Source organism: Sorangium sp. So ce204 (assembly GCF_051526795.1).
GTDB lineage: Bacteria > Myxococcota_A > Polyangia > Polyangiales > Polyangiaceae > Sorangium > Sorangium cellulosum_B.
In genome coordinates this window covers 12,585,079-12,600,961 of sequence record NZ_CP150317.1, presented here as the reverse complement: position 1 = coordinate 12,600,961, position 15,883 = coordinate 12,585,079, and the positions used below count along the sequence as shown (strand labels likewise).

Genomic DNA, 15,883 nt, shown 5'->3' with positions numbered 1-15,883 from the left:
ATCCATGAGGGCAATTGTCAGATTGAGAGGACCGATCTGCTCCAGCGCGCCGAATTCGCTCTCTGGCCGTCGGGCTCGACACCGATGCTCGCGGCGCTCTCGGAGCCTCCATGAGATCGGGTGGGGTGGTCGTCTCTGATAACGGCGTCGCCGGCCGCCTGTGCGAGCCGAGTCACGGCGCGGACTGCCGCGCTCGATCGCGCGATGATGCGAACCAGCTCTTGCGCGTCCCGGAAATCCCGTTCTTCGATCCTGTCCACCCTTGATTTCCACCGGAGCGGCGCTGTACCCCGGCGTTCTCGTGTAGGCTCCGGCGCGGGCGCAGACGCGGGAGCAGAGGAGCAGGGCGTTGAGGATCACATGCGTGGGCGGCGGGCCGGCGGGCCTCTATTTCGCCCTCCTGGCGAAGCAAGCAGACCCCCGGCGCGAGGTCGTCGTGGTGGAGCGGAATCGGCCCGATGACACCTTCGGCTTCGGGGTCGTGTTCTCGGACGCGACGCTCGACGGCCTCGCCGACGCGGATCGCCCGAGCTACGACGCGATCCGGAGCAGCCTCGCCCACTGGGACGAGCTCCACGCGCACTTCGGCGGGCGCGTCCTCGTGTCGAGGGGACACGGCTTCAGCGGCCTCTCGCGCCGGAAGCTGCTCGCGATCCTGGGGGACCGGGCGCGCGAGCTCGGCGTCGTCCTGCGCTTCGAGGAGGAGGTGACGGATCCGGAGGAGGCCCTCGCCGGGAGCGATCTCGTTGTCGCGGCCGACGGGGTGAACAGCCGGATCCGCGAGCGGTTCGCCGATCGGTTCGGGCCGCGCATCGACGTCCGCCCGAACCGGTTCGTGTGGCTCGGCACGACGTTCCCGTTCGACGCCTTCACCTTCTACTTCGAGGAGAACCATCACGGCCTCTTCCGGGTCCACGCGTACCGCTACGAGCCGGAGCGCTCGACGTTCATCGTCGAGTGCCGGGAGGAGACCTTCCGGCGCGCGGGCCTCGATCGCGCCACCGAGGACGAGACGATCGCGTACTTCGAGGAGCTCTTCGCCGAGAAGCTCCAGGGACACCGGCTGCTGAAGAACCGGAGCGTCTGGCGGAGCTTCCCCACGGTGCACAACGAGCGCTGGAGCGCGGGCAACGTGGTGCTGCTCGGGGACGCCGCGCACACGGCGCACTTCTCGATCGGCTCGGGGACGAAGCTCGCGCTCGAGGACGCGATCGCGCTCGTCGACAGCCTAGAGCGGCACCGGGGCGTGCCCGAGGCGCTCGCCGCGTACGAGGCGGAGCGCAAGCCCAAGGTGCTCGCGCTCCAGCGGGCCGCGCAGGTGAGCCTGCTGTGGTTCGAGAACACCGAGCGCTACATGGCGCTCGACCCGGTGGAGTTCATGTTCAGCCTGCTGACGCGGAGCCTGCGGGTGACGCACGAGGGCCTGAAGGCGCGCGACCCGGCGTTCGTGCGCGAGATCGACGCGCACGTGGCGCGCAAGGCGGAGGCGCAGGCGGGGGCGCGCATCCTGGCCGAAGGCGGGGCGCCGCCGCCGCCGATGTTCACGCCGTTCCGGCTGCGATCGCTCGTGCTCGAGAACCGGGTCGTCGTGTCGCCCATGTGCCAGTACTCGGCCGAGGACGGGCAGATCGACGACTGGCACCTCGTCCACCTCGGCAGCCGGGCGCTCGGAGGCGCAGGGCTCGTCATCACGGAGATGACCGACGTCAGCGCGGAAGCGCGCATCACGCCGGGCTGCGCGGGGCTCTATCGCCCCGGCCACGTCGAGGGGTGGCGGCGCGTCGTCGATTTCGTCCACGCGCGCTCCCGGGCCAAGATCGGCGTCCAGCTGGCCCACGCCGGGCGCAAGGGCGCGACGAAGCTGCTCTGGGAGGGCATGGATGTGCCGCTCGAGCGCGGCGCCTGGCCGCTGCTCAGCGCCTCCGCCATCCCGTACCTGGGGGAGAGCCAGGTCCCGAAGGCGATGGATCGCGGGGACATGGACCAGGTGACCTCGGACTTCGTGCAGGCGGCGAGGCGGGCGGACGAGGCCGGGTTCGACCTGATCGAGCTGCACTGCGCGCACGGCTACCTGCTCGCGAGCTTCATCTCGCCGCTCACGAACAGGCGCGACGACGCGTACGGCGGTCCGATCGAGAACCGGATGCGCTACCCGCTGGAGGTGTTCGACGCCGTGCGGGCCGCGTGGCCGGCGGAGAAGCCCATGAGCGTGCGCATCTCCGCCACCGACTGGGCGCCTTCCGGGCTCACGACGGACGATCTGATCGCGCTCTCGACGATGTTGCGAGAGCACGGCGCCGACATCATCCACGTCTCGGCAGGACAGACGGACCCGTCCAGCAAACCGGAGCACGGCCGGCTGTTCCAGACGCCGCTCTCGGAGCTCGTGCGGCTGGAAGCCAACGTGCCGACGATCACGGTGGGCAACATCCAGAGCTACGCGGACGTGAACAGCATCGTCGCGGCCGGGAGAGCCGACCTGTGCGCGCTCGCGCGGGCGCACCTCTACGACCCGTACTGGACCCGGCACGCCGCCGCGGAGCAGGGCTTCGACATCGACTGGCCACCTCAGTACAGGTCGGTCGAGAGATACACGCTCCGCATGCGGTGACCCTGCGCGGGGCGAGGGAGAGGCCTGTCCCGACCGGACCGCGCCGCGCGGCGCCCCGGTCGAGCGACAAAAAGTGAAGGCGGGCCCTTGATCCTCACGCTACGTGAGGACCTAGCCTCCGGGGCATGGACGTGCTCACCCGCCCTGGAAACAGGGGTAACGCCATGCGTTCAGCACCGTTGAAAGTCGGCGATCTCGCCCGGCAGACCGGCCTCTCCGTCCGCACGCTCCACTATTACGAGGAGATCGGCCTGCTCGCCCCGTCGCATCGCACCGCGTCGGGGCACCGGATGTACTCGGCAGGCGACGTCGCCCGGCTCCAGCAGATCAAGTCGTTGCGCGAGCTCGGCTTCAGCCTGGAGCAGATCGCCGCGTGCCTGGACCAGCCGGGCTTCTCTCCGCTCCAGACCGTCGAGCTCCACCTGGCGCGGCTGCGCGAGCAGATCGCGCTGGAGCAGCGGCTCTGCGCGCGGCTCGAGGGCCTGGCCCACGTCCTGCGGTCGGGAGAGGACGTCTCTGTGGAGCAGCTCCTTCAAACCATCGAGGTGATGACCATGATCGAGAAATACTACACCCCAGAGCAGCTCGAGGAGCTCAAGCAGCGCGCGGACGCGATGGGCCCCGAGAAGATGCGTGAGGCCGAGTCGGCGTGGAAGCAGATCTACGACGACATGCGGGCGGAGATGCAGAAGGGCTCCGACCCGAAGGGCGAGCCGGTGCAGCAGATCGTGAAGCGCATGCGGGAGCTCATCGACGCGTTCACGGGGAAGAACCCCGGGATCGAGCGATCGCTCAACACGATGTACAAGCAGGAGCCCTCGGTGAGGACCCAGCACGGGATGGATCCGGAGCTGCACGAGTTCATCGGCAAGGCGATGAGCTAGCTCGCGGCGCCGGCAGGCCGCCGGCGGAGCGCCCGGCCGCGCGGGGCGGAGCGCCCGCGCGGCCGGCCGGAGGCCACGCGCGAGCGCCCGGCCAGGTGGCCTCGGGCGCTCGCGCCGTGGCCGTTCTGCCGTGTGGGGCAATTCGCGCCACGCGCGAGGATCGAGCCGCCTCTGCGCTCGGCCGGGGCCCCGCGAGCGAAAATCGCCGGCCTGTCCCGGGTGCTGCAGCCGCTGGCCTGGCACCCGCGTTGCTTTTGGTGACAGCGTACAGCGCCTCCGGCGCGAGCCGCCCCAGGAAGAACCCAGCAGCGCTCCATGCGCCCCACCGAAGGTCCATCATGCACCTGCCCGGAAGAGAGATCCCCTGGAAGGATTTCCTGAACGACATCAAGCAGGAATGTATCAAGGACAAGATCGACACCGTCGCTGCTTCGCTGGCGTTCTTCGGTGTCCTGGCGATCTTCCCGTTCCTGCTGTTCGCGGTCGCCCTCGCCGGCCTGGTCATCGATCCTGCCGAGTCCGCGCAGCTGATGGGCCAATTGTACCAGGTGGCCCCGCCCGCCGTGGCCAACATCCTGGGCGAGCGCCTTCAGGCGCTCACCGGGGGCCAGAGCCCGGCGCTCCTGACGGTCGGCGCCCTCGGCGCGGTCTGGGCCGCCTCGGGCGGCGTCACTGCGCTGATGGACTCGCTCAACTCTGCCTACGGCGTCGAGGACAGGCGGTCCTACCTCAAGCGCCGCGGGATCGCCCTCCTGGTCACGCTCGGCGGCGCCGTCCTGCTGACGATCGCCTCGGCGATCGCGGTCGCCACGCCGGCGCTCGCCGCGCACCTCGGCCCCTTCGCGACGCTCGTCCTCTGGCTGCGCATGCCTGTGTCGGCGCTCATCGTGATGGCGGTCCTGGCGACCCTCTATTACTTGCTCCCCGACGTCGAGCAGAAGTTCAGGTTCATCACCCCGGGGTCGGTCGTGGCGGTCGTGATCTGGGTCATCGCGTCGCTCGGCTTCTCCTTTTACGTCAGCCGCTTCGGCAGCTACGAGGTGAGCTACGGCGCGCTGGGCGGCGTCATCATCCTCCTCCTCTGGATGTGGATCTCCTCGATGGCGGTGCTCCTCGGGGCCGAGATCAACGCCATCATCGAGCACCGCTCGCCCGAGGGGAAGCGCACGGGCGCCAAGGACGCCAGCGATACGGGGGCGGATCTACCCAAGGCCGCGAAGGAAGAGGCGCAGAACGCCGCGGTCACGTCGGGCGCCGCGCGCGCCCCGCGCGACGAGAGCTCGGGCAGCGACGCGGCGCTCCCCCGCCCCGCCGGCTCGCGCCGCTCGGAGCTCCATCGAGGGAGGGCGTAGGCGACGGACGCTCGTTCGCCGCCGAGCCTTCACGCCGAACCCCGCGCAGCGGGCCTGCCGGCGGAGGCGCGGGGCTCGCTACAAAAACACCTCGCCCTGGGCGGCCTGCGGCATCTAGCATCGGCGTCCGCATGCGCCCCCTCCTCATCGTGAATCCCCGGTCCAGCGGCGGAAAGACCGGCAAGCTCTTCGACGAGATGCAGGCGCCCATCCAGCGCCTGCTCGGCGAGGTCGACATCGTGCGCACGGAGCGCCCGCGCCATGCCGTCGACCTCGCGCGCGAGGCCGCGCTCGGCGGGCGCGAGACGGTCGTGGCGGTCGGCGGGGACGGCAGCATCAACGAGGTGGTGAACGGCCTCATGCAGGCGAGGGACCGGGGCGCTTCCGGCACCCGGCTCGGGATCATCGGCGCGGGCACCGGCGGAGATCTCTGCAGGACGCTGAAGCTGAACCGCCGGCTCGACCAGTACTGCATAGCGATCGCGAACGGCGCCGCGCGCCCCATGGACGTCGGCCGCTTCACGTACGAGACGCACGACGGCCGGCAGGCCGAGGCGTTCTTCGCCAACGTCCTGTCCGCGGGGATGAGCGGCCTCGTGGATCGGATCGTCAGCGAGACGACGCGGGTGCTCGGCAACACGCTCGCGTACACGATGGCCTCGCTCCGGGGCCTCGTCGGCAGCCGCGTCGGCCGGGTGCGCTGCGTGGCGACGCTGCGCGGGGAGCGCCGAGAAGAGGAGTTCGCGACGCGCATGCTGGGCATCTGCAACGGCCGCTTCTTCGGCGCGGGCATGCAGGTCGCGCCGATGGCGAAGCTCGACGACGGCGTGTTCGAGGTCATCGACCTGGGCAGCGCCCCCCACGTCCGCTTCGCGGCCGTGTCGACCGGCATGTACACGGGCGCGCACATCCGCCACCCGGACGTTCGCCACTTCCAGTGCGATCGCCTCGAGCTCACGCTCCTGAACCGCGACGTCGAGCGGGCGTTCTTGCTCGACGTGGACGGCGAGCCGCTCGGGCGGCTGCCGATCACGATCACGCTGGAGCCGAAGGCGATCGAGGTGCTGGCCCCGGGCGATTGAGGGGGACCGCGAGGGGAGGCGCTGCAGTCGAGCCGGCAGGGCTAGCCGGAATGGGGCAGGCGCGTAGACTGGCCGACGTATGAGGATCCTGACCTTCGAGTTTCAAAGCGCTGGGCGTGGCTGGACGCTCGAGCCGATGGTGCTCGATGCGTTCAACCTGCTGGTCGGCGTGTCCGGGGCGGGCAAGACGCGGATTGTACGGGCGATCGAGCAGGTCTGCGCCGTCGCGCTCGGAAACAAGGAAGTGTCCGAGCATATCGAGGCGATCCGCGGAGCCAGCTTCGCGATCGGCTTCGAGCATGACGGGCTCACCTACCACTGGAAAGCCGCGCTGGAGCCGCGCGTGGGGCGAGGGTCAGAAGATGATGGGGCGCTGCAAGCGGTGGAGCCTCCGCTCATCCAGACGGAGCGCATCTACCAGGGAGAGAGGTCGCTCGTGGATCGCACGCCAGAGCGATTTCTTCTGAACGGACACCCAATCCCGAAGCTAGATCGAGCGAAGAGCGCGATCGCGGTCCTGAAGGAGGACCCCGCACTGGAGCCGCTCTATGCGGCGTTCTCGCGTTGTATCTTTAGGTCCCTCGAGGGGTTGCCGCCTCACGGATTTCGATTCGGCTCTGTTGATGATCAGAGGCAGAACTACCAATCTGCCGCTGATATCGGCGCAGACTTTTCTCTGCCGCTGCATGTCAAGGCGGAGTTTCTCCAGGAGTGGTTTCCCGAAGCGTTCGCCGCGATCAAGGAGGCGTTCCAGGAAGCGTTCCCCACTATCGAGAAGCTCAAAGTCCATCGACGCCATTACCCCAAATTAACCGAAGAAGGCGCGAGTTTCATCACGCTGACAGTGAGGGAGTCGGGGATCAACGAATGGATCGTCTTCGCCGACATGTCCTCCGGCATGCAGCGTTACCTCTCCTTTCTCGTCCACCTCTCGTTCGCCCCCCGTGGCACGGTGGTGCTCATCGACGAGCTGGAGTCGAGCCTCGGCGTCAACTGCCTGCCCGCGGTGACGCGCTTCCTCCTGAGCCGGGCGCCGGACCTCCAGCTCATCCTCACCAGCCATCACCCCTACATCATCGAGCAGATCCCGCCGAGCCACTGGAAGATCGTCACCCGGAAGGGCAGTCGCGTGCGGGTCCTCGACGCCGAGAACATCCCGGCGATGGCAGAGGAGCGCTCGCACCTCGACCGCTTCACGCGCCTCATCAACCTGCCGGAGTACGAGCACGGGGTCCAGGGATGAACCTCGTCCTCCTCGTCGAGGGCGCCGAGACCGAACCGCGGGTCTACGAGGCCTGGCTCCGGCACCGGCTCCCAGCGCTCCGTCGCGTGCCCAACGTGGCCGACCTGACGGCCGACGGGTACGTCCTCGTGAGCGGCAAAGGCTATCCGTCGTGCTACCGCAGGATCGCGGGCCTCCTCCAGGACATTGAGGCCAATCCGGGCCGCGTGCAGGAGTTCTGGATCTGCATCGACTCGGAGGAGGACACGTACGAGGCCCGCTACGCCGAGGTCCACCGCGCCGTGCAGGCCGAGCTCCAGGGCGCCCGCATGGAGAGGACCAACCCGTCTCTAGAGATCCGCATCATCATCCAGCACTGCTGCATCGAGACCTGGTTTCTGGGGCACGACGGCTTCCTCCGCGCCGGCCCGCAGTCACCCCAGCTCGTCGATTTCAAGCGCTTCTACGACGTGAGCACGGACGATCCCGAGGAGATGCGGACCTATCCGGGCTACGTCACCCGCGCCAGCTTCCACCTGGCGTATCTCAAGGCCATGCTCATCGAGCGCAGCCATCGCTACACGAAGCAGCGCCCAGGCGTGGTGGTCGAGCCGTCGTACTTCGACGCGCTGCGGGCGCGGTGCGCGCGCACGGGGCACATCCAGAGCTTCCGGCAACTGCTCTCAGCCTTCGAGGCCGCCGGGGACACGGGGCTGTAACGCCCCTGCGGGCCGCCCCTCGAGCCACCGCCGCATCACCCGCTCTCACCCATGACGCGCTGCGGAAGCCGCCGTGGCTTCCGACACCCCTGCCCCCTAGTGCCGCTCCCCTCGAGCCCGTCGAGTCCGCGCCGCAACGGTGGTAATGGATCTTTCATGAGCTTCATCGATTCACCTGCCGAGCTTGCCCCGGGCGCCCCCGTGGCCCCCGCTTCTTCCGCGCCCCGGCTGCTCGTCGTCGGTGCCGGCGGGATCGGCGGCATCATCGCCGCGTACCTGTTCGAGCAGGGCCACGACGTCACCGCCTTCACGACGAACGCGCTCATCGCGGACGCCATCAACGCCATCGGCTTCCGGGTGCGCGGCGAGGCGAGCCCTGGCACGGTCGGGGGCCGCGCGGTGCGGGAGCTCGCCCCGGACACCCGCCCCTTCGACTACATCCTCCTGGCGACGCAGCCGCCGCAGGTCGAGGAGGCCGCGCGGAACGCGGTCGCGCACCTCGCCCCGACGGGCGCCATGATCTGCCTCCAGAACGGCCTCTGCGAGGAGCGCATCGCGCGCATCGCCGGCCCGGAGCGCACCTTCGGGGGGATCGTCGCGTGGGGCGCCTCGATGGTGGAGCCCGGCGTGTACGACCGCACCTCGAGCGGCGGCTTCGTCCTCGGCCGGCTCGACGGGGCGAGCGACCCGCGCCTCGACGAGCTCGCGCGAATCCTCGAGGCGATCGGGCCGACGACCGTGACGGACAACCTCGCCGGCGCGCGCTGGTCGAAGCTCGCCATCAACTGCGCCATCTCGTCGCTCGGCACCGTCGGCGGCGATCGCCTGGGCGTGCTGCTCAGGCACCGCTTCGTCCGCCGCCTCGCGCTGGAGATCATGACCGAGACCGTGCAGGTGTCGCGCGCGCTCGGCGTGCGCCTCGAGAAGGTCGCAGGGACGCTCGACCTCGACTGGATCGCGCTGACGGACGCCGAGCGCTCCGCCGTGGGCTCGCCGGGGCTCTTCGCGAAGCACGCGCTGCTCCTCGCGGTGGGCGCGCGCTTCCGCCGCATGCGCTCCTCGATGCTCGCCGCCATCGAGCGAGGCCGCCCGCCGGCCGTCGACTTCCTGAACGGCGAGGTCGTCGAGCGCGGCGCGGCGCTCGGCATCGCGACGCCGATCAACGCCGCGATCCGCGAGGAGGTGCTCGCGATCGCGGCGGGCAAGCGCAAGCCGAGCCTCACGCTGCTGCGCGCGTTCTTCGACCGGACGCGCGAGCTCGTGGGCGCGCCGTCGTCCATGCGGCCCCCGCCGCCGGCGACGCCGGCCGAGCCGCCCGCGGCCGCGCCGCACGAGCCGCCCGGCGCTCCGCCGGCCGAGCCGCCCGCGACCGCGACGAACGAGCCGCCCGCGGCCGCGCCGCCCGCGACCGCGACGAACGCACAGCCGGATGCGTCGGGTGAGCCGTCCCTACCAGCAACGAACGTCCAGAGCGATCTCAGGGACGCGTAGGAAAGCGCCGAGCAGCTCGGCGACAGAACACCGACAAGCGGACGAACAGCCGAAGGACGCCGATACGTGTCCTGGCGCGCCTGGCGTCGTCGCGGATCGAGCTCACCGCGCCGTCGCGGCACGAACTCTTTGTCGCGCCGCCGCTTCGAAGTTCGGTAGCATCGGGCGTCTCTTCCTGCGGATCCCGAGAGATCCCTCGACGAGGAACCCTCGCATGACGCACTTCTCGCTCGCCCTATCCTCCCGGTGCGGCGCCGCGCTCCGCGGCGCTTCCCTCGTGCTGCTCGCCGCGCTCGCCGCGTGCGGCGACGACGGAGGCGGCGGCGGCAGCGGGGCCGCGGGCGGCGGGGGGAGCGGCGGCGAGGGCGGCGCTGGCGGCGGCGCGGTCATCGAGGAGCCGAACCGGTTCCGCCTGCGCATCGACGACGCCGAGGTCCCGTCCGTCGTGCTGGAGCTCGACAAGCAGAAGGCGCTCCAGGTCTTCGGCGAGGACGGCGCCAAGCAGATCACGATCCTCGACGTGGACACGACCGGGCTGCTCCGGAACGCGCTCGAGCAGATCCAGAACGCGTGTGGGACCTCATGGCAGAACGATAGCCCGGACCCGGGCCATAACTGCTCGCTCACCGAGCTCGGCCAGAGCTTCGGGGCCGAGTGGCGGAGCTCCCCGGAGTTCGCGCTCGTCCGGCTGCTGAGCATGACGCCCGCCAACGCCAATGTGACGGGGACATCGCTCGCGGGGCTGCGGGCGATCTTCGATGACAACCCCCCCGGCACGTTCGGGTTCGACTTCGCCGACGTCCTCTCCGACAGCATCACCCTCGATCTGGCGGTCGAGCCGGCTCCGGACGCCGTGCGCAGCAACCGGACGGCCCCCTTCGTGCCGATACCCAAGCTCATCCTCGCCCTCCAGCAGCAGCTGCTCGGCACACACCCGGCCATCGCCAGTCCAGATGGCTTGAGGATGCCTGTCAGCCTCTACGAGGCCCTGGTCGATCTCCAGCCGCTGTCCGAGAAGCTCGGACCCAGCGGGGATCATCCAGGCGTGCTCGTGCGGGACGATGAGACGTTCACGACGAAGAGCGATGTCCTCCTGCCCGAGTTCCAGATGCGCGTCGTCGCCGAGTCCGGCCTGCGCAGGGTCTCGGGGGTCGATCTCTCCAAGGGAGGTGGTGACATGTTCCTCCGGGACGGCGACGCGCCGCTCCGGTTCGACTTCACCGATCCGGAGAAGCTCCAGATCAGCGGCATCGCCCCGACACCGACGATCGATATGCGCATCTCGCTGCGCGAGCTGCCCGCCGAGGTGGAGGCGTGCGTCGAGTCCGAGGAGCCAGCCTGCAAGGAGAACCGTCCGGGCATGCCGGTCGGCTCCAATACGGTATGGTCCACCCCTCCATTCATGATGGAGCACATCGTGGGCAAGGCGGCTTATCTCACGTATGGCGAGCGCGTGCCCTTCACAGGGTGCTACTTCCGCCTGAGCGGGACGTGCCGGGTGGGCGTGACCATCGGCCAGAACGGCGACCCGCGCGGCTGGACGGCCTTCACCGACCTGGTTTCCGACCAACCGCCCCCGATACCGCCGTCGCAGTTCTTCTGGGAGCTGCTCACCGAGGTCGGCCAGGTCGCCATCCACGACCCCACCGGCGACGGTAGCCCCGAGATCCCGGAAGGCGCCGCCCAGCCGGTCTTCGCGCTCCGCAACGTCGGCATCGGCCTGACCGCCGACGAGATCGTGGCCGAGCTCCGCCCGACCCTGCAGAGCCAGGCCAAAGACATCGCCGACATCATCCTGGGCCGTTACTGGGTCAACAACGACGGGCTCGACTTCTTCTACGGCCGCGGCGCGCCCGACGGCGCGCCCACCTTGTTCTTCGTCGCCGAGGACGACCTCCGGCCTTCGGATCAAAGCTCGGAGGCCCCTCGCGCCTACACCTACGAAAGTCCCGGCTTCTTCACGAGCCCGGATCTCGGCGAGGCGAGCAAGGTCTCGACGAAGGAGCTCGACGGCGTCGACGACACGACGCACGAGAAGTACAGGCTGCCGCCGGGCGAGACCACGCTGTACATGCAGGACGACGAGGGCGCCGTCTACGAGGTCCGCTTCTACGTGCCCGAGAGCGACGATCCGGTGGAGATCACCGCCGACGTGGAGAAGCTCTGATCATGGAAGCGCGAGACCGCACCCGCCCCGCCGCCCGCCGGCTCTCCCGGCTCGGCCCCCTGCTCGCCGCCGCGCTCTCCACTGCGCTGCCCGGCTGCGTCGATGCCGTCACGGTGGAGCAGGCGCCGCCCCCACCGGCGCTCGGCGTGCGCCAGAGCCGCACCCTCACGCTCGAGTTCCTGCGGTTCGACGCGAGGGGCTTCGCCAAGACGCTCACGCTCGACGAGCTCAAGGCCATCCCGCGGCCCACCCTCGAGGGGATATGGCTGCTCGATCTCGACATCTCGACGCTCATCGAGAACGCGCTGCTCAAGGTCATGTACATGCCCCCCGCGGAGATCGCGGCGCTCCCGCCCGCGTCACGGAACCTCGTCGGGCTCCTGAACATGACGCCGGAGAACGCCGACCTCCGCGGCACGAGCCTCGAGGGCCTGCTCGGGGTCGGCAACGCCGTGGGGCTCTCGACGTCGAAGATCCTCTCGGACCTCACGGGCGCGGCCGGCAACGAGCGGCTCATCCCCGTCCAGATCACCTCGCAGGCCGTCCTGGAGAACCTGGTCAGCACCCACCCGAACACCCAGCACCGGAGAGGGCCGACGAACGACGAGCACCCGGACGGCGTCTACCCCGTCGCGCCGCACTCCATCCCCGTCACGCTCTACGACGTCGTCACCGACTTTGCCGGCCTCGCCGCGCAGTTCGGCCCGGCGCCGCTCGATCCGGACGACCCGGACGGCGCGAAGCACCCCGGCTTCATCAAGGCCGCTTCGGGGGTGAAGGCGGCCCTCGACGACTTCACGATGACGGTCCGGGTCGACGTCAACGCCCTGCCGTACAAGGGGGTCGACGCCACGATGGCCGATGTCGCGAGCGTCAACAGCACGCCCGGCCAGATAGACACCCTGTTCGATTTCAGCCAGGAGGACTGGCTCGTCCTGGACAACCTCGCCAGGAACCTGAGCATCGGCGAGCTGACGCTGGCCATCCCCGAGAACGCGATGCTCCTGCCGGGCGGCACGAGCCGGGAGCCCGCGCCGCGCGGCAACTCACCCGTGTGGGAACAGCCGCTCTGGGAGTTCGAGCACATCCTCGCCCGCGCGGGTGAGCTCAGGGCGGCCCAGATCGAGGATCACTGCTCGAGCTACGCGCCCGCGGGCACCTCGACGAGCGACTTCGAGGCCGTGAAGGTCTGCATCGACGAGAGCGGATGGACCGAGATCAGCGTCGACGAGAGCGTCGTCCTGGAGGACCCGCCTCCGGCGCCTTCCTACTTCTGGGACATCCTCCTCGACGTGGCCCAGGCGCGGCTGCATGACGGCGGCCTCGCCGAGGGGGAGGCCAACCTCGAGGTGACTTTGCGCGACGTGCCGGTCGGCGTGAAGACCGAGGATCTCGTCGCGAGCATCAAGGAGAACCTCGCGAGCGATCCAGCGGTCCTCAAGGACATGGCGCTCGAGCTCAACAACAACGCCGCCGGCGACGCGGACTTCTACCTCTACCAGCCGAGCACCGAGAGCGGCGTCGCCGGCCAGCGGGATTACCTCTACTTCGTCGCGCCCGACGACATCCGCAAGGACGCGGAAGGCGTGCGCGTGCGCGACTATGCCTACGAGAGCCCTGGCTTCTTCTCCGACCCCGCGCTCGAGAAGAAGGTGTCGACGACCGAGGAGATCGACGGCGACGCGCTCCACGAGAAGGTGGAGGTCAAGGCGGGAGATACGCTGTACTTCGCGGACGACGAGGGGCACCGCTACGAGATCAGGATCGGCGACAAGCCGAGCCCCCATCGCCTCTCGCTCACCCTCACCCGGATCCAGTGATCGGCCCCCCCACCGTGAGGACCCGTCTCATGCAAGGAGCTCTGCCGTCCCCGCGGCCCCGCGGCCGCGCCGGTGCCCGCGCCCGTGCGCGTCAACGAACAGGACGTGAACTCGCCGCGCTCTCGCTCGCGACAGGCCTCGTCTGCCTGACGGCGCGGGACGCGCACGCCTCGGGCATCGACGCGCCCTGGGTGACGAGCGGCCTCTCGGGCCCCACGACGGCCGACGCCGCGGCCGTCTACTGGAACCCGGCCGAGCTCGCGGGGGTCCAGCGGCCGGAGCTCGTCCTGGGCGCGGGCCTCATCGTCGGCCACGCGACCTACCAGCGCGAGCGGCGCGGCACGTACCAGACGCCGGACACGCTCCAGTTCAAGCTCCCGCTCGATCCGGCGAACGTCGACGCCAGCAAGCGCGGCCGCGCCGAGGAGGTGTCGACGACGCCGATCGCGCCGACGGGCAACGCCTTCCTGGCGATCCCGGTCCTGCCGGACCGCCTGACCGTGGGCGTCGGCCTGTATGTCCCTTATGCCGCGGCGCTCAGCTTCCAGGACGGCGCGCAGCGCTGGCAGCTCCGGCAGGCGTTCATCGTCTCGACGTCGCTCACGGCGGCCGCCGGGCTCAAGCTGACCGACCAGGTCTCGCTCGGCGCCGGCGTGTCCTACGTCAGCGGCCTCGCGGAGCTCTCGAAGGTGCAGGACTTCGGGAGCCTCAAGGAGTTCCACGACGGCCTCGACTACCTCAAGCAGGACAACGACTTCGGCCCGAACACGCCGTCCGAGCTGCGCGAGCTCGACGTCCTCGCGCGCTCCATCTCGATCAAGGAGGCCCTGTCGCACGGCGCCTCCTTCCACCTCGGGCTGGCCTTCAATCCCAACAAAGACCTTCGCTTCGGCCTCACGTACCAGCACAGCGCGGCGATGCGGTACAAGGGCAAGTTCGCCATCGACATGGACCACCCGTTCTTCACGCAGGACCTCGCCGAGCAGGGCCTGCGTTACAAGCCGCTGGTCGAGGGCGACGTGGAGCTCTCGTTCACGCTCCCCAAGCGGCTCACCGCCGGCGTCGGCTACCGGGTGAACGACAAGCTCAGCGTCGATGGGCTCCTCTCGTACGTGCTCTATTCGGACATCGAGGCGTTCGTCGTCGAGGCCTCGTCTCCGGATCTCGCCCAGCCGAAGCTCGGGATCACCGATCGCGTCACCGTGACGCTGCCGCGCAGGTGGAACGACACGGTGTGGGCGGAGATCGGCGCCAAGTACAAGCTGAGCGAGTCGCTCCTGGCGACGGCGTCGGTCGGGTACCAGTCGGCGGCCTCGCCGGACAGCACGATCGACGTGGCCTCGCCCGACAACCACCGGCTGATCGGGGACGTCGGCGGCGTCTTGAAGCTCAGCGATCGCGTGTCGCTCTCGGGCGACGTCCGCGTGCAGGGCATCTTGCCGCGCACGGTGACGGGCTCGGATTACGACCTCGGCAACGGGAAGTACTCGCTGGTGCTCGCGACGGTGGGCGGACACCTCAAGTTCGTGTTCTGACCGCGATTTGCCGGCCGCCTGCGGCTACTTGACCCCGTTCGAGCAGTACGGGCTATCGACGTTCTTGCAGGAGTAACAACCAGAGCTTGTAGGCATTCATCGTCCTCGATCACGGACTCCTGTCTGGCGGTGAGGCTCGGAGGGGGCGAGCCGGCGGTGACCGAGATGCACTGCTTGCCGTAGAGGGAAGACGTGCCGGCGGCGCCGAAGGTCACCGAGAGCCCCACGTCGTGGCTGATCGCCGCGAGCCGGCGCGCTGTTCTCCGCGAGGAACAGGTGTCTCCTTCAGAGAGACAGGAGGCTCGGCAGCCGCGTGCTCAGCTCCGGAGATCAGGCGAACGATGCGCCTCGATTCCGGCGCAAACGCGGGAGCTCGCCGGCGGACGCCCGGCCCGCTCGCCGTGGCATGGCAGCTGCAAAACCTCTCGCCGGACGCTTCGTTTCTCGCCGACAGCGCCGCTTCAACCCACGGGCAATGCTCGTTGCGCGCGGGTCGACGCGCAGAGGGCCATTCGCCGTGAGCTCCTGTCGACGTCAACGACATCGCTGTTCCACCTGTCCGGTCACCATCGAGGAGAGTCGAATGTTCACTCACGTCACCCAACGATCCATGTCTGTCCTTCTCGCGTCGCTGCTGGCGAGCTTCACCCTGTTCGGCTGTCAGGTCGAGGTCGCGGAGGAGCCGTCCCCCGACGTCGAGGTGGGCGAGGCGAGCCAGGAGCTGATCAACTGCAAGGGCCGGTGCGTCAGGTCCTTCCTGGCCTGCATCCGGTCGTCGAGCGAAAGCGAAGACCGCGAGTTGTGCACCGCCGAGCGGGATGCCTGCCTGGCGGACTGCGACGAGCAGACCTGCGAGCCCGGGGAGCCCGGGTGCTGCCAGGGTCAGCCGACCTGCTGGTAGCCGCCTCTCCCCCGCCCTGCCGGGATGATGGAACCGCCAAGGCGCCACAAGACGCCAAGATTGTTGGGATTTTCTTGGCTCCCTTGGCGTTTTGACGCC

11 protein-coding genes are annotated in these 15,883 nt (G+C 69.4%); all 11 read left to right on the top strand.

Annotated features, from left to right (window positions below; genetic code table 11):
• Positions 1-349 precede the first annotated feature (349 nt).
• The 11 genes from WMF22_RS47670 (at position 350) to WMF22_RS47620 (ending at position 15,784) form a co-directional block, all read left to right on the top strand.
• Positions 350-2,611, top strand: a complete 2,262-nt coding sequence (locus WMF22_RS47670) for a bifunctional salicylyl-CoA 5-hydroxylase/oxidoreductase (protein WP_438034077.1) — start codon at positions 350-352, stop codon at positions 2,609-2,611.
• 164 nt (positions 2,612-2,775) lie between these two features.
• A complete protein-coding gene (locus WMF22_RS47665) occupies positions 2,776-3,495 on the top strand; it encodes a MerR family transcriptional regulator (RefSeq protein ID WP_437296462.1) in 720 nt (239 codons plus the stop codon).
• Between the two features lie 338 nt (positions 3,496-3,833).
• Positions 3,834-4,847 carry a YihY/virulence factor BrkB family protein gene (locus tag WMF22_RS47660; RefSeq protein ID WP_438034076.1) on the top strand — a complete coding sequence of 338 codons (1,014 nt, stop codon included), beginning with the start codon at positions 3,834-3,836 and terminating at the stop codon, positions 4,845-4,847.
• A 131-nt stretch (positions 4,848-4,978) separates the two neighbouring features.
• On the top strand, positions 4,979-5,929 hold the full coding sequence (locus WMF22_RS47655; RefSeq protein ID WP_438034075.1) for a diacylglycerol/lipid kinase family protein: 951 nt from the start codon (positions 4,979-4,981) through the stop codon (positions 5,927-5,929).
• Positions 5,930-6,008: 79 nt separating this feature from the next.
• The gene (locus tag WMF22_RS47650; protein WP_438034074.1) at positions 6,009-7,172 is read left to right on the top strand and encodes an AAA family ATPase; all 1,164 of its coding nucleotides are present in this window, start codon (positions 6,009-6,011) and stop codon (positions 7,170-7,172) included.
• On the top strand, positions 7,169-7,870 hold the full coding sequence (locus tag WMF22_RS47645; protein ID WP_438034073.1) for a hypothetical protein: 702 nt from the start codon (positions 7,169-7,171) through the stop codon (positions 7,868-7,870). Before WMF22_RS47650 ends, WMF22_RS47645 begins: the two co-directional genes overlap by 4 nt.
• 156 nt (positions 7,871-8,026) lie before the next feature.
• On the top strand, positions 8,027-9,361 hold the full coding sequence (locus tag WMF22_RS47640) for a ketopantoate reductase family protein (protein WP_438034072.1): 1,335 nt from the start codon (positions 8,027-8,029) through the stop codon (positions 9,359-9,361).
• 214 nt (positions 9,362-9,575) lie between these two features.
• Positions 9,576-11,528, top strand: a complete 1,953-nt coding sequence (locus WMF22_RS47635; protein ID WP_438034071.1) for a hypothetical protein — start codon at positions 9,576-9,578, stop codon at positions 11,526-11,528.
• A 2-nt stretch (positions 11,529-11,530) separates the two neighbouring features.
• A complete protein-coding gene (locus WMF22_RS47630; RefSeq protein WP_438034070.1) occupies positions 11,531-13,348 on the top strand; it encodes an acetyltransferase in 1,818 nt (605 codons plus the stop codon).
• 29 nt (positions 13,349-13,377) lie between these two features.
• The gene (locus WMF22_RS47625; RefSeq protein WP_437296452.1) at positions 13,378-14,883 is read left to right on the top strand and encodes an OmpP1/FadL family transporter; all 1,506 of its coding nucleotides are present in this window, start codon (positions 13,378-13,380) and stop codon (positions 14,881-14,883) included.
• A 610-nt stretch (positions 14,884-15,493) separates the two neighbouring features.
• The gene (locus WMF22_RS47620) at positions 15,494-15,784 is read left to right on the top strand and encodes a hypothetical protein (RefSeq protein WP_437296451.1); all 291 of its coding nucleotides are present in this window, start codon (positions 15,494-15,496) and stop codon (positions 15,782-15,784) included.
• Positions 15,785-15,883: the final 99 nt, after the last annotated feature.

What these genes read in the sequence shown, in the direction of transcription:
- WMF22_RS47665 (WP_437296462.1), top strand. Translation starts at nt 2,776, where the DNA reads ATGCGTTCAGCACCGTTGAAAGTCGGCGATCTCGCCCGGCAGACCGGC.
- WMF22_RS47660 (WP_438034076.1), top strand. Translation starts at nt 3,834, where the DNA reads ATGCACCTGCCCGGAAGAGAGATCCCCTGGAAGGATTTCCTGAACGAC.
- WMF22_RS47655 (WP_438034075.1), top strand. Translation starts at nt 4,979, where the DNA reads ATGCGCCCCCTCCTCATCGTGAATCCCCGGTCCAGCGGCGGAAAGACC.
- WMF22_RS47650 (WP_438034074.1), top strand. Translation starts at nt 6,009, where the DNA reads ATGAGGATCCTGACCTTCGAGTTTCAAAGCGCTGGGCGTGGCTGGACG.
- WMF22_RS47645 (WP_438034073.1), top strand. Translation starts at nt 7,169, where the DNA reads ATGAACCTCGTCCTCCTCGTCGAGGGCGCCGAGACCGAACCGCGGGTC.
- WMF22_RS47640 (WP_438034072.1), top strand. Translation starts at nt 8,027, where the DNA reads ATGAGCTTCATCGATTCACCTGCCGAGCTTGCCCCGGGCGCCCCCGTG.
- WMF22_RS47635 (WP_438034071.1), top strand. Translation starts at nt 9,576, where the DNA reads ATGACGCACTTCTCGCTCGCCCTATCCTCCCGGTGCGGCGCCGCGCTC.
- WMF22_RS47630 (WP_438034070.1), top strand. Translation starts at nt 11,531, where the DNA reads ATGGAAGCGCGAGACCGCACCCGCCCCGCCGCCCGCCGGCTCTCCCGG.
- WMF22_RS47625 (WP_437296452.1), top strand. Translation starts at nt 13,378, where the DNA reads ATGCAAGGAGCTCTGCCGTCCCCGCGGCCCCGCGGCCGCGCCGGTGCC.
- WMF22_RS47620 (WP_437296451.1), top strand. Translation starts at nt 15,494, where the DNA reads ATGTCTGTCCTTCTCGCGTCGCTGCTGGCGAGCTTCACCCTGTTCGGC.